Here is a 17,090-nt window from a genome sequence, read left to right as displayed (position 1 = left end):
GCGCGACCGGCCGCAACGCGCGACCGGCCGCAACGCGCGAATGGCCGCAACGCGCGAATGGCCGCAACGCGCGACCGGCCGCAACGCGCGAATGGCCGCAACGCGCGACCGGACGCAACGCGCGAATGGCCGCAACGCGCGACCGGACGCAACGCGCGAATGGCCGCAACGCGCGACCGGACGCAACGCGCGAATGGCCGCGCCGTGGCCGTCTGCGCCGTAGCAGGATTTGGCAAGAGCTTCGCAGGAGCCGTCGTCGCCCGGGTTCCGGGGGGTGCCTAAACATCCTCGGAGAGCCGAACGCCCATCGAGGCCGGAGGCCGGAGTGATCCAATCGGAGGATGGTGCATGCAAGCTGTCGTCGTTTCGGAGATTCATCGCGAGTGGAAGCTGATCGAGCTCCCCGATCCGCGGCCCCAAGCCGGACAGGTCCTCATCCGCGTTCGCTACTCGGGCATGTGCGGGACCGACGTTCACCTTCATCGCGGCCAGTTCCCGGCCAAGCTCCCGGTCGTCGCCGGGCACGAGCCGACGGGCGAGATCGTCGAGGTCGGAGCCGGCGTCACCGATTTCAAGGTCGGCGATCGCGTGGGGGTCGTGTGGGATCAAAAGGTTTGCGGGCGCTGTCCCTCATGCCAAAAGGGCGTGAGCTGCCCGAACGCGCAGACATGGCTCGACCTCGGGGGCGGCAACTCGGAGCTGATGCTCGCGTGGGCCTCGGGCTGCGCGCTCATCCCCGACGGCCTCGCCCTCGAGGCGGCGGCGCCCATTTTTTGCGCGGGTTACACGGTCATGAGCGCGCTCCGAAACGCGAGCCCCGCGCCGGGGGAGCGCGTGGCCGTGCTGGGGGTCGGGGGGCTCGGGCACCTCGCCGTTCAAGTCGCGCACGCGCTCGGCCTCGAGACATTTGCGATCACCGGAAAACCCGATAAGCGCGCGGAGCTGCTCGAGCTCGGGGCCGACGAGGTCGTCGTCTCGGGCGACGATCCGGGCAAGGCCCTCCTCGACGCGGGCGGCGCGGACATCGTGATCGCGACCACCAGCTCGGCGAAACAAATCGGGTCGGCCTTCAACGGGCTGAGGCCCCGGGGCCGGCTCGTGAGCACCGGCGTGGCGGACGGCCCCGTCGCCATCGATTCGTTCGGCGCCATGATCGCCTTTCGCGAGTTCCGCGGGGCGGTGCCCGACAAGCGGAGCCACCTCACGGAGATCCTCGAGCTCGCCGCCAAGGGCAAGGTCGAGCCGAAGCTCGAAATTTACCCGCTCGCCCGAGCGAACGAGGTGCGCGACCGGCTGGAGGCCGGCAAAGTGCGCTACCGCGCGGTCCTCGCGCACGCCTAGCGTTCATCGCCGCGCGCGCCGGCGCCTCACCGGGCGCGCGCCGCGGGTCCCCGCGCCATGGATTCGCGCGCCACATCGATGAACGCGCGGAAGGCAGGGGAGACTTGGGCGCGGCTCGGGAAGTAGAGGAAGAACCCGGGGACGCGCGCCGAAAACTCCTCGAGCACGATCTCGAGCCGCCCGCTCGCCAATGGCGCGGCCACGTCGGGCTCGAACACGTACGCGAGGCCGAGGCCCGCTTCGGCCAGCATCACGGTGAGCCTCGTGTCGTTCGAGGTGAAGGTGCCTCGCACGGGCACGCGCCACGTCTTCTTGCCGCGCTCCAGATCCCACGGCCAGATTTCGCCCGTGTTGGGGGAGTGGATGCAGATGCAATCGTGCTGCAAGAGGTCGCGCGGCGTCTTCGGGCTCCCCCGGCGCTTGATGTAGCGGGGCGCGCCCACCACGAGGAAGCGCGCTTCCCCCGTCAAGCGCACGTGGATCATGTCGCGCGCGATGAACTCCTCCAAGGTGATGCCGGCGTCGAGCCCCTCGGCCACGATGTCGGCGCGGCGGTTGTCGATCTGGATTTCGACCTCGACCTCCGGAAAGCGCGCGTGGAAGCGAGGGAGGATCGGCGCGAGCACCGGCTCCATGGCGATTTGCGGCAAGGTCAGGCGCACCTTGCCCGTCACCTCGCCGGGCCGCGCCGATGCGCTCTTCAACGCTTCGAGCGCTTGGTTCACGGCGGGGCCCGCCTGTTCGAGCAACCGGCGCCCGGCCTCGGTCAGCGCCACGCTCCGGGTCGTTCGGGCGAGGAGCGCGATACCGAGGCGATCCTCGAGCTTTTGCACCGATTGACTGAGCGCCGACGGCGATACGCCCAGCTCGGACGCCGCCGCCGCGAAGCTTCGCCGGCGCGCGACCGCGAGGAAGGCGTTGAGGGCGTTGAGCGGGGTAAATGCCATGAATTTCCGCGCAAGAGAGCGGGCGTGACGGGTTGGCGCGCGCGCGCCATGATTCGTAAGATTTTCTACATAGCACGTCCGCTACGCACGTCTTTCCCTGGCGCCGTATTGCAGCCATCATCTCCGGGTCCAAAGGAGAGCACCATGTTGAAAACCTCGGTATACGCGGCCGCCACCGCGGGGGCACGCCTGGCACCTTCGACCATCGAGCGCCGCGATCCCGGCCCGAAGGACGTTCTCATCGAGATCCTCTACTCGGGTATCTGCCATAGCGACGTCCACCAGGCGCGCGACGAGTGGGGCGGCGCCACGTTCCCCATGGTCCCTGGCCACGAGATCGTGGGCCGCGTCACGCAAGTGGGCAAGGACGTGACGAAGTTCGCGATCGGCGACCACGCCGCCGTCGGCTGCTTCGTCGACTCGTGCCGCGTGTGCGGGCCGTGCCGCGAAGGTTACGAGCAATTCTGCGAGCAGGGCGTCGCGTACACGTACAACAGCACGGAAATGGACCGAGAGACGCCGACCTACGGCGGCTACTCGACCCACATCGTGGTGCGCGAGGACTACACGTTGAAGGTCCCCTCGGGGCTCGATCTCGCAGGCGCCGCGCCGCTTTTGTGCGCCGGCATCACCACGTACTCGCCGCTGCGCCAGTTCGCTTGCAAAAAGGGCGACCGCGTGGCCGTCGTAGGCCTCGGCGGGCTCGGTCACATGGCCGTGAAGCTCGCCGCCTCGATGGGCGCCGAGGTGACCGTGCTGAGCACCTCGCGCTCCAAGGAGGCCGACGCCCGCCGCCTCGGCGCGCAAGGCTTCGAGGTCACCAAGGACGCGAGCACGTTCCAGAAGCTGGCGAACCGCTTCAACCTGATCGTCGACACCGTGTCGGCGCCGCACGATCTGAACGCGTACCTCGGCACCTTGCACCATTATGGCACCATGGTCCTGGTCGGCGTGCCGCCCGAGGACGCGCGCCTCGCCGCCTTCTCGCTCATCCTGGGCAACCGCCGCCTCGCCGGGTCCAACATCGGCGGCATCGCCGAGACGCAAGAGATGCTGAACTATTGCGGCGAGCACGGCATCGTCGCGGACGTCGAGACCATCCGCGTCCAGGACGTCAACGAAGCGTACGAGCGCATGCTCAAGAACGACGTTCGCTACCGCTTCGTCATCGATACGGCGTCCTTCAAGGTGTAGCGGGCGGCGCCGGCGCGCCGGGTGGCGTCGTTGCCCTCGGCGCGCCGGGTGGCGTCGTTGCCCCGGGCGCGCCGGACGACGTCGTTGCCCCGGGCGCGCCGGACGACCTTGCGCGCTCCGCCAGGCCCCGCGCGAGCGGAATGTCGATCGAGGCCACCGCGCCGCGGTCGTTTGCCGCCGCGAGTGTGAATCGTTGATCCTCGCCGTGGAGCTCCCGCAGCCGCGCGCGCGTATTGGCCAAGCCCACGCCTGCCGTCTTCTCCCACCCCTCCCGCGGACCCGACCCATCGTCCCGAACCTCGAGCATCAGCCGGCCCGCCTGCGCGCGGGCCGCGATGCAGAGGTGCCCGGGGGCAGCCCGGCGCCCCAGACCATGGCGCAGGGCGTTCTCCACCAGCGGCTGCAGGATCCAATGCGGCACGCGGGCATCGAGCGCCTCCGGCGCGATGTCCCATGTGACCGAGAGCCGATCGCCGAAGCGCAGCTGCTCGATCTCGATGTACGGCACGAGCAGCGCGATCTCCTCGCGCAAAGGGACCTCGTGCGCGTGGTCGCCCGCGAGCGTGCGGCGCAAAAGCTCGCTGAGGCGGACGATCATGCGGTCGGCCGCGTCCACGTCGCGGTGCACCAGCTCCGCCAGCGAGTGGAGCGCGTTGAAGAGAAAATGCGGCCGGAGCTGCGCTTCGAGCGCGCCCAGTCGCGCCGTCGCGAGCTGCGCCTCGAGACGGCTCGCGTGCAAGGCTCGCTCGCGATGACGGCGCGCGAAGTGGAGCGCGTGCGCCACGCCGACCAGCATCCAATAGAGGAGGAGGTTGTGGTCCACGCTGGCGTAGAGGATCTCGCCGAACGACGGCAGCTCCGGGTACCAGCCGATCCAGCGATTGCCGCCGTAAACCAAGACGGCGCGAAACAAGATGACCCCCACGTTGGCCGCGACATGAACCCCCACGCTGCGCCGCCACCCCCTGTGCTCGGGATCGAGCGGAGAACGCCGCGCGAGCCAGAAGATGCCCACCGTGAGCGGCACCCACATCCACGCGCCCACCATCGACGCGCGCAGCGCGTGCCACCACGAGACGGTTCCCTCGGGCCCCAGCATGCGGCGGTAGCCAACGACGCCGATCAGCCCGTCCACCGTCCAAAAGAGAAACGACGCGACCCCGAGCAGGCCGAACCGATCGAGCAGCTGCGTCTCTTTCTCCATGCGCCCCATGTTACCTTCGTACCCACCTTAGCGGCCCCGCGCGCACCCCCAGGGCGCAAAGGGACGCGCGGGAGCCCCGCGGGGCCCAACGGCGCCATCCGCGGGGACGAATGGAGCGCCGCGCCTCACGCCCGCGTCCCGTGCTCCTTGACGAAGTCGACCAGCTCGCGAAGCGCTTCGGGGATGGACGTCTCCACCGCGGCGACCTCGTGCACGCGCGCCGCATCTTCGACGGTGAGCGTTTCGGTTCGCACGTCGGCCGCGCCGCGGCTCAGGGTGCTGATGGGGTCCGGGAGCTCAAAAAAGCCCGCGTTCTCCACCAGCTCCCGAAGCCGCTCGGACAGCTCGGGTTCGAGCGCGTCGGTGTCCGCCACGATGGGCCTCGCCAGCCCAGGAAAGAAACCGACGCCTCCGCTCGTCTTCAACGTCACCCGCATGGTCCCACCCCCTTTACCGCATCGCGACCCTCAGGCGATCTCGATGCCGACTTTACCCCAACCCTCGACCACGGCCTTTCGCTCGACGCTCTCGGCGCCGTAGAGGCGCTGGGCGACGGTGGCCGAGTGACGCGCAAAGCTCGCGAACGACGCGTTCGAGCGAAGCGTCTTGTCCCGGATGGTCCCGTACCAGATGCGCCCCGCCTTCTCCCACGCGAAGCCTCCGAGGGCCGTGGCCGTCTCGTAGAAGGCGCGGTTGGGGATCCCCGAGTTGATGTGCACCCCGCCGTGGTCCTCGTGGGTCTCCACGTACTTGGTCATGTGATCCGGCTGCGGATCGGAGCCGAGCACGGGATCGGAGTACGCGGTGCCCGGACGCTTCATCGAGCGAAGCGCGTTGGCCGAGTTCGTAAAGAGCCCCTGCCCGATGAGCCAATCCGCCGCCGTGACCGACTGCTTCGCCGCGTACTGCTTGACCAAGGAGCCAAAAACGTCCGAGACCGACTCGTTCAGCGCGCCCGACTGCCCCAGGTAGACGAGACCGACCTCGCTCCCGGTCACCGCGTGCGTCAGCTCGTGGGCGATGACGTCGAGCGCGATGGTGAAGCGGTTGAAGAGCGTTCCATCGCCGTCGCCAAACACCATTTGCTCGCCGTTCCAGAACGCGTTGTCGTAGTTGCGGCCGTAGTGGACGGTGGCGCGCAGCGGCAGGCCATTGTCATCGATGGAGTTGCGGTTCAGGACCTTGGCGTAGAAGTCGAACGTGGCCGCGAGCCCATCGTAGGCCTCGTCGACGGCCACGTCCCCCGCGCTCTCCTGGCCCTCACCCCGCGCGACCCTCCCCGGCAGCTCGGTCCTTCCACCGGCGTCGTAGATGGTCCGCTGGACCTTGGGGATGCCCACGTCGAACAGCGGCTGGCGCACCGCCACCCGCGCGAAGGCTTGCACCACGCGGCTGGTCCGCGCCGTGGTGTCCAACGCGAGCGTCTGAAGCGCCGCGTCGCGCTCCTGATCGGTGCCGTTCTTGGCGATGTTGCGAAGAATATGCGGGGGAAGAAAGCAGTGAATGGTCCGGCCACTGCGGTCCATGTTTCCCATGTGTCCTCGGCCTCTCCTGAGCAAGTGTGGTCGTATACTCGTGCCACGTCGGCCGCGTCCTCGTTAGGACTTTCGGTCGTGCTGCTCGGAGGGATGTGCGCCCGCGTCGGACCTCGGTCTCGCGCACCCGCACTCGGGGAGAAAATTCTTCGTCGCCCTGCTCTGCGTTTAGTGGGCCATGAAGGACTTGAACCTTCAGCCAACGGATTAAGAGTCCGCTGCTCTACCAATTGAGCTAATGGCCCGCTCGTTGCTACGTTCGCGAATTGAGAACCGCTCGTTTATCCGGCAGGCGCGCTAGAGTCAAGGCCAGAAAATGCGTCGCGTCATTTCGGCCACCATGGCACATGAAATCCTGCGGATTTTCGGGTGCTGAAAACCGTTCGGCTGTTTACTCAGCCGCCCGGCCGAGTAGGCTGAGCGGAATATGCGCATCGCAGTCACCGGAGTCGCCGGATTCGTCGGATCGCACTTGGCCGAGCGCCTGGTGTCCCTGGGGCACGAAGTGGTCGGAATCGACCGATTCACGGACTACTACGCGCGCGCCATCAAAGAGCGAAACCTCGCCCGCCTGCGCGATGAAGCGCGGTTCTCGCTGGTGGAGGCGGATATCGCCACCTGTGAGCTGGCGCCCATCCTCGAGGGCGCCGAGGTGGTCTTTCACCAGGCCGCGCAGCCGGGCGTGCGGGCGAGCTGGGGCCAGAGCTTCGGCGGGTACCTCCACGACAACGTGCTGGCCACCCAGCGCCTGCTGGAGGCGCTCAAATCGCGCAAGGACCCCATTCGCCGCCTCGTCTACGCGTCGTCGTCCTCCGTGTACGGCAACACGGAGGAGCGCGAGCTCCCGACCCGCGAGAGCAGCCCCACCAAGCCATACTCGCCCTACGGGGTCACCAAGCTGGCCGGCGAGCACCTCTGCGAGCTCTATCGCATGAACCTCGGTGTACCGACCACATCGCTTCGCTACTTCACGGTATACGGCCCGCGCCAGCGCCCCGACATGGCGTTCCATCGCTTCATCACGGCCGCCCGCCGGGGCGAGCCCATTCCGCTCTACGGCGACGGCGAGCAGACGCGCGACTTCACCTTCATCGCCGACGCCGTCGACGCCAACCTGGCCGCCATGGAGGCCGCCGAGGGCGGTGTGTTCAACATCGGCGGCGGCTCCCGGGTCACCGTCAACGAGGTCCTGGCGACCCTGGGCGAGGTCGTAGGGCCTCTGCGCATCGACCGGCGCGAGCGCCAGCTGGGCGACGTGCACCACACCTGGGCGGACGCGACCCGCGCGCGCACCCTGCTCGGCTATGCGCCCAAGGTATCGCTCCGCGAGGGCCTGCGCGCCGAGGCGGCATGGCTCGCGGAGGTCTCCTAGGCGAGCCTAGGCACACCTAGCCTTGCGGCGCGGACTCGCTCCGCTCTCCGGCCGTCACGGCGGCGGCCAGGGCGGCGAGGCCGGTCAGAAAAAAGTAGTAGTTCAGGAACGTCCACTTGTTGAACACGTAGAAGCCGAAGAACACGGTGGCCGCCGAGAGCGCAAAGGCCCTTCGCGAGCGCGGCGCCCGCCACGCGGCCATCGCGGACGTCACCACCGCCAGCAGGATCCCCGTGCCGCCGCGGGGCACGATGCCAAAGTGGCGGTAAAGCCAATTCATCGGCGTGAGCCCATCGGGCCTCGGGGGTAGCTGCCCTTGCAGCAGCACCACCATGTGATGGAACGCCGGGTAGTTCCACAAGGCGAGCGGCACGATCAGGATAGCGGCCGTCCCGAGGAAGATGCCCCACTCCACCAGCTGAAACCCGAGGAGCAACGCCAGCGGCACCAGCAAGACCATCGTCTGCTTCGAGCTCAGCGCCACGCCCAAAAGCAGCGCCGACAGCCGCTTGCGCCCGCGCGCGTGCGCCAGCAGCGAGAGGGCCACGAAGGACACGGGAAAGACATCGTTCCAGCCCTGCTCGATGAAGAAGAACGCCTTGGGCGTCAGCCACAGCATCAGGCTCGGAGCGTCCTCCAGCAGCGCCGAGCCGGCGCGATCGTCGCGCGCGCTCCACCCGCCGCGCGCCAGAAAGCGCATGGCCAAGCCGGTCGCCAGAATGGCCGTGAGCTGCGCCCAGCGAACGTCGCCGCCGAGCACCAGCGCGATCAGGCTCAAATACGCCGGGGTCGGCGGGTACACGAAGCCCAAGGTCAGCTTGGTGGGCCCGGTCTCGCGCATCTCGAGCAGGTACGGATTTTCACCGTGGAGCAGCGCCCGCGCCCCCTCCGTGTGAAACGTAAACACGTCGATGTGCGGGTGCGGCGAGAGCGCCAAGACGCTCGCCCCGCCCACCACGAAGAAGATCGTGAACAGCGCGAAGCGCCCCTCGACCCACGCGCGCGGCTCGCTGCGTTTCCATAAAATCGCCGGTACGTACGACGCCAGGAGCGCGAGCTGGGCGAGCTCGATGCCGTGGATGATCCGCGGCACGGCGTCGGTGTCGATGAGCAGCCGCCGATCGGCAAAGATGGCCACCGCAAAGACCACGAGCCCGACCAGCGCCGCCACGAGCGGCACCCGCGCCGGGGTGGCGGCGGATGGCGCGCGCCGCAGCAGCCGCACGAAGTACACGCCGAGCACTCCGGCGCAGAGCAAGACGAGGGCGAGCGCCGGCTCGGCGAGCGGCCCATCGTAGATGCCCGCCGTCAGCAGCATGACCAACCCGATCAGCCACGCGACGACGAGCAGCCAGCCGGTCTCACGTTTCATGGGAATCGACATGGGATGCCTCGAGGAGGAGACGCCTCTCGAAGAGGGCTACCGCGAGCCGTTGCCGCCACCACCCAAGGTGGCGGCGTGCCCGTTCATGCGGCCATCGAGCGCCGCGTGCCCGTTCTGCCCGTTCACCGTGCCATCGAGCACGGCGTGCCCGTTGGTCGTGCGCTGGCGCTTGGCCTCGCGTTTGGCGCTGCTCTCCTTGGTGTTGGCGAGCACGAAGTGCATATCGGGCGTCCCCTCGGCCTCGATGAAGATCTGGTACGAGAAGAGGGTCTTGCTCACGCGAATGAGCGCGAGGTTCACGTTCAGCGCAAAGCGCGAAACCACGTTGTCGCCGAGCGCCTTGGGGAAGGGCGCGGGCACCCCGCGGATCTCCTTGATGCGGAAGCCCGTGTCCTCCAGCAGCTGCCGGATGGAGCGGAAGGTGAAGAGCCGCGTGTGCGTTCGGTCGAGGATCCCCGTCTTTCCGTAGTTGAATTGCCCAGCCAAGAGCATCAAGCGCTGCACCACGAACGCGATGTTCGGCGTGGTGAGCACCAGGTGCTTGGGCTCGTGATCGAACTGCGCGCGCAGGCGCTCGAGGAACTGCTCGGGGCTCTTGAGGTGCTCGATCACGTCCAAGAGGAGCAAATGCTCGTAGGGCCGCACATCGAACTTGGGCGCCTCGTCCAAGTCCTGCACGAACACCTTGATGCGCGACGCGTCCTCGATGTCGGTGGGCTTCACGCTGAGATCGAACTGATCGACCACCGCCACGTTGCAGCTCTTGCCGAGCAGCTCCTGCGCCATCCCGCCGGGCCCCGCGCCGATGTCGATCACATTGCCCCCGGGCGGCACCGCCTCCAGCGCCCAGCTATGGCTGCTCGCATATCCGAGCTTGAGATCGTAGTGCGCGTTCTCCTGCTCCTCGGTGTCGAAGCGCCGCTGGTAGAGCACCCCCGCGCGGTGGAGCGCGTTCTTGGTGGTGGCGACCATCACGTCCTTCGCGTACTTCATCCCGTTCACGCGACAGATCTCGTCGCCGTAGTACGTGGGGATCGGCAGCTCCTCGATGGTCAATTTGGCATTGAGAAACTGAATGATGATTTCCGTGTCGAAGTGGAAATCGTTGGAGTTGAGCCGATACGGTATCCGCGCCAGCGCCCGCGTGGAATAAATGCGGTAGCCGCTGTGGAACTCGCTCAATCGGGTGCCGAGGAGCGCGTTCTGCGCGCGCGTGAGGATCTTGTTCCCCACGAATTTGTACAGCGGCATCCCGCCCTTTCGCGCGGCGCCGGGCACCATCATGCGGCTGCCGAAGACGGCGTCCGCCCGCCCGTCGCGCAGGGGCTCCATCAGCCTCGGCAACTCTTCGGGCGCGTACTGTCCATCGCCATGAATCATCGCCACGAAGTCGAACTTCTCCGCGATGGCGTACGTGTAGCCGACCTTTTGATTGCCGCCGTAGCCCTGGTTCCGCTCGTTCCGAAGAACGGTCATCGGGGTCTCGGGGTGGACGTGCCGGTAATCTTGTCCAATCTCGAAGGTCCGATCGGTCGAGGCATCGTCGACGACCAGCACCTCGCACGCGTACTCGTCGAAGATGGCCCGCGGCACGCGTTCGAGCACCTGCCGCAAGGTGGACTCGGCGTGGTAGGCAATGACGAAGATAAGGAGCCGCGGTCGATCGGATTTTTCCAGCATCGGGGCGGAATATACCAGACGACGCCGAGGCCGCACCTTTCGTGCAAATCGGCGCGATTCGCGCGCGCTACGTGGTGCGCACCCTGCGCGCATATTCCGCCATGGTGGAGCGAAGCGCCACGTCGATGGGTCGCATGGTGAGGCCGATGGCATCGAGCCGCGGCGAGGCGAGGACGCAGTTGGATCGCGCGCGAACCGCGAGGCCCTTGGCGACGAGCTCGTCTTCGCCGATGAACGTGGTGGTATAGGTGGGATCCACCATTTCGCGATAGAGCGCGAGCAAATCGCGATGCCGCATCGTTCCAGGGTTGGTCACGTGAAAGACCCCGGTGGCGCGCTTCTCGATGAGGCCGATAACCACGCGCACCAAATCGTCCACGATGGTGACCGAATTTTCTACGTCCACGACTTGACGGTACGCGGCGAGCTTGGTGATGAGGTTGCGCGATCCCGGCACGCCGTCGATGGGCATACGAAGCCGCGCGATGCCCACGTTGGGCAAGCGGGAGAGCACCAGATCGGCGGCATACTTGGTCCGCGAATAGAGCGCGCTGGGGTTGGCCGCATCGTCCTCGCGCCAGCCGCCGGGGGAGGGCGAGGGACCATAGAAAATGCAGCCCGACGCGAGGTGCAAGAGGTACACGCTCGCCTTCGCGCACTGCTCGGCCAAGGTGAGCGCGCCCGTGACATTGGATCGGTACGTCTCGATGGGGTGCGATTCGCACCAATCGACATTGGGCTTCCCCGTCTTGCCTGCCGCGTTCAAGACCGCCGCAGGCCGGTGCTCCTCGATGGCGGCGGCGACCGCGCGCGCATCGGTGATGTCGACCCGCGCGAGCTTCGCGCCGGGCACCTCGCGCGCGAGGCGCTGCCCGAGAAAACCTGCTCCAAAAACGAGAACGCTCATCGCGCCATTCCTTCCGGTGATCCCATCATGCTTCGCCCGCATCGCCGAGCCCGAGCCGCTCGCGCTTGTACGCACCCGAGCTCACGCGCTCACACCACGCGCGGTGCTCGAGATACCACGTCACCGTCTTGCGAAGCCCCCTCTCGAACGTATGCGCGGGCGCCCACCCCAGCTCGCGTTCGAGCTTCCCGCAATCGATCGCATAGCGCCGATCGTGCCCCGGCCGATCGCGCACGAACGTAATCAAATCCGCATACGGCGTCGCCCGCGGCGCCATCTCGTCGAGCGCGCTGCAAATGGTCCGCACCACGTCGATGTTCTTCTTCTCGCTGCGCCCGCCGATGCAATACGTCTCCCCCAGGCGCCCCTCCTCGAGCACGCGCAGGATGGCGGCGCAGTGATCCTCGACGAAGAGCCAATCGCGCACGTTCGAGCCGTCGCCGTACACGGGCAGGGGCTTGCCGTCGAGCGCGTTCAAGGTCACCAGCGGGATGAGCTTCTCCGGAAACTGATACGGCCCATAGTTGTTCGAGCAGTTGGTGGTGATGGCCGGCACCCCATACGTCTCGCGGTACGCGCGCACCAAATGATCCGACGCCGCCTTGGACGCAGCATAGGGCGAATTGGGCGCGTAGCGCGTCTCCTCGTGAAAGGCGCCCGTGGCCCCGAGCGAGCCGAACACCTCGTCGGTGGAGACATGAACGAACCGAAAGCGCTTTCGCTCCGCGTCCGAGAGCCCGCCCAGGTGGGCCCGCACGGCCTCGAGCAGCTCGAAGGTGCCGACCACGTTGGTGTGCACGAACGCCCCCGGACCATCGATGGATCGATCGACGTGCGACTCGGCCGCGAAGTGCACGATGGCATCCACGCGGTGCTCCACCAGCACCTTTGCCAGCAGCGCGCGGTCGGCGATATCTCCTTTTACGAAGGCATAATTCGGATCGCCCTCGAGCGACGCCACGTTGTCCGCATTGCCGGCATACGTGAGCTTGTCGAACACGACGATGCGCTTCCCGCGATCGTGTGCATAATGCACAAAATTCGACCCGATGAACCCCGCGCCGCCGGTGACGAGAATGACCTGCATCGGGCGCGCATCCTACACGAGTTCGTCCCCCCCGTCGCCCGGTCGGCTGCGCACGGCCTCGATGAACTGCCGCAAATACTTGCCGTACTCGGAGTTCCTGAGCGTTTCCGCCTGCCGCAGCACGGCGTTCGCATCGATGTAGCCGAGGCGATAAGCGATCTCTTCGGGGCACGCAATGGACAAGCCTTGCCGTGCTTGCACGCGTACGAACGGAGCAGGGGCTCGGCCGGGGACTCTTTCGTATACGGTCGTTGGTGAAACGGTCGGCGCCGTAGCTAGAAGTTGGGTATGCGGATGGCACATGAGCGGACGCGCGTTCAACGGCGGCTCGCCAAGGTGTGCTGCTACTTCTCGCGAGGGGGCTGTAGCGTCGTCGGTGAAATGTAGGCGGAGCTTCGTTCGACACGGGCACCCTTTCTCGGGGTGAGGTCGAGTGATATGGGAGAGCGGTATGAACCGGCGCTACGCTTTCTTGTTCGCACCTATTTGTGCATGCTCCGTGCTAGGAGCGTCCGTCTTTTCTAGCGGCTGTTCTTCGTCGAACGACAACTCGCCGTCAGCAAGCGACGCCGGATCCGATGTTCCGCCCATCACCATCCGCGAACCGACACCGTGGTCGCCGGCAATGCTGCGGCCGGCTTTTTGGCTGGATGGGGACAATGTCATACTCGTTGATGGCGCCATTTCCCAGTGGTCGGATACATCCGGGAACAACAACCATGCGACGCAGACGACCGTCTCACTCCGACCTGGGGTCGTCACCATCAACGGACGTCGAGCCGTTTCGTTCAATGGGGAGACTCGGATGATCATCGCAGACTCGGCGAGCCTCACCTGGGGCACCGACGATTTTGCGGTCTTCGTGGCCCTTCGTTACACCGACATCAATCACCCGCAGAAAGTCGCAGGAGTCATCTATGCGAAGAACGCCTCGAACAGTCCGTTTCCAGGCGTCCAGCTCTTTGCGACGGGTCTGCCGAGCCAATTCTGGGCAGGCACGGACGCCGACACGAGGATCAAGTCGACGAAAAGCGGGGCGGTCGGTTACGCCGATGGGCAAATGCACATCGCCGTTCTTCGACGCTCGGGTACCTCGCTCGAGCTTCGTGTGGACGGCGCGGTCGTCGGATCCCTGGTGAACACCAAAGACGTCAACACTTCGGGTTTCAACGCGCTCATCGGCGGCGCCCCGGACGTCGAGTTCCTCAAGGGCGATATTGCACTCTTACTTGGAATTCACGGTACCGTGACCGACGCACAAGAAATTCAGGTCGAGACGTATATGAGAAATCGGTATGGCTTCTGATTCGATGTGGTTCCACGTACGTGGCGCGGGAGCGCCGCCGGTGACGAGAATGACCTGCATCGGGCGCGCATCCTACACGAGTTCGTCCCCCCCGTCGCCCGGTCGGCTGCGCACGGCCTCGATGAACTGCCGCAAATACTTGCCGTACTCGGAGTTCCTGAGCGTTTCCGCCTGCCGCAGCACGGCGTTCGCATCGATGTAGCCGAGGCGATAAGCGATCTCTTCGGGGCACGCAATGGACAAGCCTTGCCGTGCTTGCACGATCTCCACGTACTGCGAGGCGTGCTGCAGCGACGCGACGGTCCCCGTATCGAGCCACGCGTAGCCGCGGCCCATGATCTCGACATGGAGCGCATCGAGCTCCAAATACGCCTGATTGACCCCGGTAATCTCGAGCTCCCCGCGCGCCGAAGGCTCGAGGCCCGCCACGATGTCGAGCACCCGATTGTCATAGAAATAGAGCCCGGTCACCGCGTAATTCGACTTCGGCTCCCGCGGCTTCTCTTCGATGCGCAGCGCCTTGCCCCCCGGGGACAACTCCACCACGCCGTAGCGTTCGGGATCGAGCACATGATAGGCGAATATCGTCCCGCCGTCCTGGCGCGCGGCGGCTTGTTGCAATAGCGCCACCAGCCCGTGCCCATAGAAAATATTGTCGCCGAGCACCAACGCGACCCGATCGCCACCCACGAAATCGCGCCCGATGATGAACGCTTGCGCGAGCCCCTCGGGCCGCGGCTGCACGGCATAGGAGAGCTGGATACCCCATTGCGAACCATCGCCGAGCACACGGTGAAAGGCATGGGCGTCCTCGGGCGTGGTGATGACGAGGATCTCCCGAATCCCCGCGAGCATGAGGGTCGTGAGCGGATAATAAATCATCGGCTTGTCGTAAACGGGGAGCAGCTGTTTGCTCACCGCGCGCGTCAGCGGATGCAACCTCGTGCCGGACCCTCCGGCCAGGACGATGCCTTTTAGCTGCGACATGCTCTCACCAGGTTTGTCTGTACCGAGCTCGACATGGTTTCGTGATCGAGTATAGGCGCGAAATCGCACTGGAATACAACTTCCCGCAGCCCAACCACAGGCAAATCCGGCCCCGGCGAAATGAGGAGGCAACCGCCGCAATCTCCAGGTCGAAGAGTCTCGCATGAGGACCAAACCACGCCCAGCATCGCTCGCCGCAGCATCCGCATCCCTCCTGGCTGCACTCGCGGTGCTCGCGTACCCAGGCTGCTCGTCCGGCTCCTCGCCCGCGTCCCCCGACGACGACGCAGCTGCCGACGCACCGATTCTCATCCAGCCGCCCGATGGAAGCGTCCAGTGCAGTCCCTCCAAGGCGTTCGGCACCCCAACCCTGGTCCCCGGCTTCGAGGCTCGCGACGCCTCCTCCGCGCGCCTCACCGCCAACGAGCTCGTTCTCTACTTCGACGACGGCGCCCACCTCCAATTCGCCACCCGCACCAGCCGCACCAGCGCCTTCGGCGCGAGCAACCCCGTCCCCGGCGTGAGCAGCCCCAAGGCCGATCTCTCCCCATGGGTGAGCGCCGACGACAAAACGTTGCTCTTCGCCAGCACCCGCGACGTAGACGGCGGAAGCCCCGGCACCTCCCGCCTCTATCGCGCGCGAAGGGACAGCGCCTCGCTCGCATTCGGCTCGGTCGAAGAGATTCCGGGTCTACCCACCGGAGAATCGTTCGAACCCTATTTGCGCGACGGCGTCGAGCTCTGGTTCACCCAAGACAAAGGCACGGGTTTCGGCCGCGACCTCCTCCGCGCCCCCATCACGGGCGGCACATTCGGCGCCCTCACCGACACCTCCGAGCTCAGCGATCCCGCCCCCGACCGCAACCCCGTGATCAGCGCCGACGGCCGAACCATCTACTTCCAATCGACCCGCACCCCCAGCCAAAAGTCCGATATTTGGATGGCGACCCGCTCCGACACATCGAAGAAGTTCGCTTCCTTGACCAACGCCGCCTCGCTCAACTCGGCGTCCGAGGACGCACCAACGTGGATCTCACCGGACAACTGCCGCTTGTATCTGTCGTCCGATCGCCCGCTCGAAGACGGGGGCTCGCCGAAGCTGCGGCTCTACGTGGCAGAGCGGGCGCCGTAGAGGGCGAGTGAAACCAGAAAACCAGAAACCATCGGTCGCTTTGCAGCGTTGCCTTGCCCAGCTTCACCGGTGAAGGCCCGAGTGGTATGGGTGAGCGCCATGAAGTTCCGCCACGCTTTCTTACTGCCTGTTTGTGCTTGTTCCGCCTTGGTGGCGACCGTCCTTTCGAGCGCCTGCTCCTCCTCGAGCGATATCTCTCCCGAGGCGCGCGACGCGGGACCGGATATCGTGATCCTCCCGCCACCCGACGCGCCCGCACCCTGGACACCGGCGGTGCTGCGGCCGGCACTTTGGCTGGACGGGGACAATGTCGTCACCGTGGGAGAGGGCGTTACGCAGTGGTCGGACACGTCGGGATACAGCAATGATGTAACGCAGCCGACCGCGACGTTGCGTCCGAAAGTGACCGCGTTCGGCGGTGGTCACCAAGCGGTTGCGTTCGAGGGGGCCCAGACGATGTCGATCGCGGACTCACCGTCCCTTCGTTGGGGCAAGGACGACTTTGCGTTCTTTACGGTGCTGCGATTCACGGGGATCAAAGACACGGGGGACTACGCAGCGATCATCTATGTCAAGGCGCCCGATGGCGGCGGGCCCGGCCTTCGCCTATTCGCAAGCAAGCCTCCGAGTCAGCTGTGGATGGGCGTGGAGAACGACATGCTCAAGTCACCGAACAGCGGGTACAGCGACGGCAAAGTGCACGTGACCGTGATTCGCCGCCAGGGCAGCAAACTGGATCTTCGCATCGATAGCTTGACCGTCGGCACGATGACCGCCACCCCGGTGGATATCAGCGCCACCGGTCGCAATGTCTTGATCGGTGGCTCGGGGAGCGTCGAGTTTCTCGTAGGTGACATCGCCACCTTCCTCGGCGTCCGCGGAGCGGTGTCCGATGAGAGCGTCGCCAAGGTCGAGGCGTATTTGAAGGAGCGGTACAAGCTCTGACGTGAGACTGCATCGGCAGCGAGGCGGCGTTCATTGGCTCGTCGCAGGGGCGCCGGCTTGCTGGTTTCC

General features: G+C 66.2%; 16 protein-coding genes and 1 tRNA gene. 6 read left to right on the top strand and 11 right to left on the bottom strand.

Annotated features, from left to right (window positions below; all coding sequences use genetic code 11):
• Positions 1 to 348 precede the first annotated feature (348 nt).
• Positions 349 to 1,341: an alcohol dehydrogenase catalytic domain-containing protein gene (locus LZC94_42025; protein WXB14392.1), complete on the top strand. Its 993-nt coding sequence runs from the start codon at positions 349 to 351 to the stop codon at positions 1,339 to 1,341.
• Between the two features lie 26 nt (positions 1,342 to 1,367).
• Here the strand turns inward: LZC94_42025 and LZC94_42020 are convergent, their stop codons facing one another.
• Complete coding sequence (locus LZC94_42020; protein WXB14391.1) at positions 1,368 to 2,288, bottom strand: LysR substrate-binding domain-containing protein; 921 nt, start codon at positions 2,286 to 2,288, stop codon at positions 1,368 to 1,370.
• 144 nt (positions 2,289 to 2,432) lie between these two features.
• Here LZC94_42020 and LZC94_42015 point away from each other — a divergent pair, with 144 nt between their 5' ends.
• Positions 2,433 to 3,482, top strand: a complete 1,050-nt coding sequence (locus tag LZC94_42015; GenBank protein ID WXB14390.1) for an NAD(P)-dependent alcohol dehydrogenase — start codon at positions 2,433 to 2,435, stop codon at positions 3,480 to 3,482.
• Here the strand turns inward: LZC94_42015 and LZC94_42010 are convergent.
• The 4 genes from LZC94_42010 to LZC94_41995 form a co-directional block, all read right to left on the bottom strand.
• The gene (locus LZC94_42010) at positions 3,472 to 4,695 is read right to left on the bottom strand and encodes a histidine kinase (GenBank protein WXB14389.1); all 1,224 of its coding nucleotides are present in this window, start codon (positions 4,693 to 4,695) and stop codon (positions 3,472 to 3,474) included. The two genes, LZC94_42015 and LZC94_42010, sit on opposite strands and share 11 nt — an antisense overlap.
• A 116-nt stretch (positions 4,696 to 4,811) precedes the next feature.
• Positions 4,812 to 5,123 carry a hypothetical protein gene (locus tag LZC94_42005; GenBank protein WXB14388.1) on the bottom strand — a complete coding sequence of 104 codons (312 nt, stop codon included), beginning with the start codon at positions 5,121 to 5,123 and terminating at the stop codon, positions 4,812 to 4,814.
• A gap of 30 nt (positions 5,124 to 5,153) precedes the next feature.
• Positions 5,154 to 6,221, bottom strand: coding sequence for a M4 family metallopeptidase (locus LZC94_42000; GenBank protein WXB14387.1), 1,068 nt, complete (start codon positions 6,219 to 6,221; stop codon positions 5,154 to 5,156).
• Positions 6,222 to 6,393: 172 nt separating this feature from the next.
• A tRNA-Lys gene (locus tag LZC94_41995) sits at positions 6,394 to 6,466 on the bottom strand.
• A 182-nt stretch (positions 6,467 to 6,648) separates the two neighbouring features.
• Between LZC94_41995 and LZC94_41990 the strand changes: the two genes are divergently transcribed.
• Positions 6,649 to 7,593: an NAD-dependent epimerase/dehydratase family protein gene (locus LZC94_41990; GenBank protein WXB14386.1), complete on the top strand. Its 945-nt coding sequence runs from the start codon at positions 6,649 to 6,651 to the stop codon at positions 7,591 to 7,593.
• Positions 7,594 to 7,609: 16 nt separating this feature from the next.
• On the opposite strand, the gene LZC94_41985 is transcribed toward LZC94_41990, so the two are convergent.
• From LZC94_41985 to LZC94_41965, 5 genes are all read right to left on the bottom strand, one after another.
• Positions 7,610 to 8,965, bottom strand: a complete 1,356-nt coding sequence (locus LZC94_41985) for a hypothetical protein (GenBank protein ID WXB14385.1) — start codon at positions 8,963 to 8,965, stop codon at positions 7,610 to 7,612.
• Between the two features lie 48 nt (positions 8,966 to 9,013).
• The gene (locus LZC94_41980; GenBank protein ID WXB14384.1) at positions 9,014 to 10,657 is read right to left on the bottom strand and encodes a glycosyltransferase; all 1,644 of its coding nucleotides are present in this window, start codon (positions 10,655 to 10,657) and stop codon (positions 9,014 to 9,016) included.
• 67 nt (positions 10,658 to 10,724) lie between these two features.
• A complete protein-coding gene (locus LZC94_41975; protein ID WXB14383.1) occupies positions 10,725 to 11,564 on the bottom strand; it encodes a sugar nucleotide-binding protein in 840 nt (279 codons plus the stop codon).
• 25 nt (positions 11,565 to 11,589) lie between these two features.
• Positions 11,590 to 12,651 carry a dTDP-glucose 4,6-dehydratase gene (gene rfbB, locus LZC94_41970; GenBank protein ID WXB14382.1) on the bottom strand — a complete coding sequence of 354 codons (1,062 nt, stop codon included), beginning with the start codon at positions 12,649 to 12,651 and terminating at the stop codon, positions 11,590 to 11,592.
• 12 nt (positions 12,652 to 12,663) lie between these two features.
• A complete protein-coding gene (locus LZC94_41965; GenBank protein WXB14381.1) occupies positions 12,664 to 12,834 on the bottom strand; it encodes a hypothetical protein in 171 nt (56 codons plus the stop codon).
• A 268-nt stretch (positions 12,835 to 13,102) separates the two neighbouring features.
• Here LZC94_41965 and LZC94_41960 point away from each other — a divergent pair, with 268 nt between their 5' ends.
• Positions 13,103 to 13,957 (top strand): hypothetical protein, encoded by an 855-nt coding sequence (locus LZC94_41960; GenBank protein ID WXB14380.1) that lies wholly within the window; start codon positions 13,103 to 13,105, stop codon positions 13,955 to 13,957.
• A 72-nt stretch (positions 13,958 to 14,029) separates the two neighbouring features.
• On the opposite strand, the gene rfbA is transcribed toward LZC94_41960, so the two are convergent.
• On the bottom strand, positions 14,030 to 14,944 hold the full coding sequence (gene rfbA, locus LZC94_41955; protein WXB14379.1) for a glucose-1-phosphate thymidylyltransferase RfbA: 915 nt from the start codon (positions 14,942 to 14,944) through the stop codon (positions 14,030 to 14,032).
• Between the two features lie 163 nt (positions 14,945 to 15,107).
• Between rfbA and LZC94_41950 the strand changes: the two genes are divergently transcribed.
• Both LZC94_41950 and LZC94_41945 read left to right on the top strand, forming a co-directional pair.
• The gene (locus tag LZC94_41950; GenBank protein WXB14378.1) at positions 15,108 to 16,076 is read left to right on the top strand and encodes a hypothetical protein; all 969 of its coding nucleotides are present in this window, start codon (positions 15,108 to 15,110) and stop codon (positions 16,074 to 16,076) included.
• 99 nt (positions 16,077 to 16,175) lie between these two features.
• Complete coding sequence (locus tag LZC94_41945) at positions 16,176 to 17,021, top strand: hypothetical protein (GenBank protein ID WXB14377.1); 846 nt, start codon at positions 16,176 to 16,178, stop codon at positions 17,019 to 17,021.
• Positions 17,022 to 17,090 lie beyond the last annotated feature (69 nt).

This window comes from Sorangiineae bacterium MSr11954 (assembly GCA_037157815.1).
GTDB classification, from domain to species: domain Bacteria; phylum Myxococcota_A; class Polyangia; order Polyangiales; family Polyangiaceae; genus Pendulispora; species Pendulispora albinea.
This window is presented reverse-complemented; position numbering and strand designations above follow the sequence as displayed.

Excerpts from the sequence above, each read along its gene's own strand:
- rfbA (WXB14379.1), bottom strand. The coding sequence starts at position 14,944 with ATGTCGCAGCTAAAAGGCATCGTCCTGGCCGGAGGGTCCGGCACGAGG.
- LZC94_41990 (WXB14386.1), top strand. The coding sequence starts at position 6,649 with ATGCGCATCGCAGTCACCGGAGTCGCCGGATTCGTCGGATCGCACTTG.
- LZC94_42010 (WXB14389.1), bottom strand. The coding sequence starts at position 4,695 with ATGGGGCGCATGGAGAAAGAGACGCAGCTGCTCGATCGGTTCGGCCTG.
- LZC94_42020 (WXB14391.1), bottom strand. The coding sequence starts at position 2,288 with ATGGCATTTACCCCGCTCAACGCCCTCAACGCCTTCCTCGCGGTCGCG.
- LZC94_42025 (WXB14392.1), top strand. The coding sequence starts at position 349 with ATGCAAGCTGTCGTCGTTTCGGAGATTCATCGCGAGTGGAAGCTGATC.
- LZC94_41980 (WXB14384.1), bottom strand. The coding sequence starts at position 10,657 with ATGCTGGAAAAATCCGATCGACCGCGGCTCCTTATCTTCGTCATTGCC.
- LZC94_41945 (WXB14377.1), top strand. The coding sequence starts at position 16,176 with ATGAAGTTCCGCCACGCTTTCTTACTGCCTGTTTGTGCTTGTTCCGCC.
- LZC94_41975 (WXB14383.1), bottom strand. The coding sequence starts at position 11,564 with ATGAGCGTTCTCGTTTTTGGAGCAGGTTTTCTCGGGCAGCGCCTCGCG.
- LZC94_41960 (WXB14380.1), top strand. The coding sequence starts at position 13,103 with ATGAACCGGCGCTACGCTTTCTTGTTCGCACCTATTTGTGCATGCTCC.
- LZC94_42005 (WXB14388.1), bottom strand. The coding sequence starts at position 5,123 with ATGCGGGTGACGTTGAAGACGAGCGGAGGCGTCGGTTTCTTTCCTGGG.
- LZC94_42015 (WXB14390.1), top strand. The coding sequence starts at position 2,433 with ATGTTGAAAACCTCGGTATACGCGGCCGCCACCGCGGGGGCACGCCTG.
- rfbB (WXB14382.1), bottom strand. The coding sequence starts at position 12,651 with ATGCAGGTCATTCTCGTCACCGGCGGCGCGGGGTTCATCGGGTCGAAT.
- LZC94_42000 (WXB14387.1), bottom strand. The coding sequence starts at position 6,221 with ATGGGAAACATGGACCGCAGTGGCCGGACCATTCACTGCTTTCTTCCC.
- LZC94_41950 (WXB14378.1), top strand. The coding sequence starts at position 15,108 with ATGAGGACCAAACCACGCCCAGCATCGCTCGCCGCAGCATCCGCATCC.
- LZC94_41985 (WXB14385.1), bottom strand. The coding sequence starts at position 8,965 with ATGAAACGTGAGACCGGCTGGCTGCTCGTCGTCGCGTGGCTGATCGGG.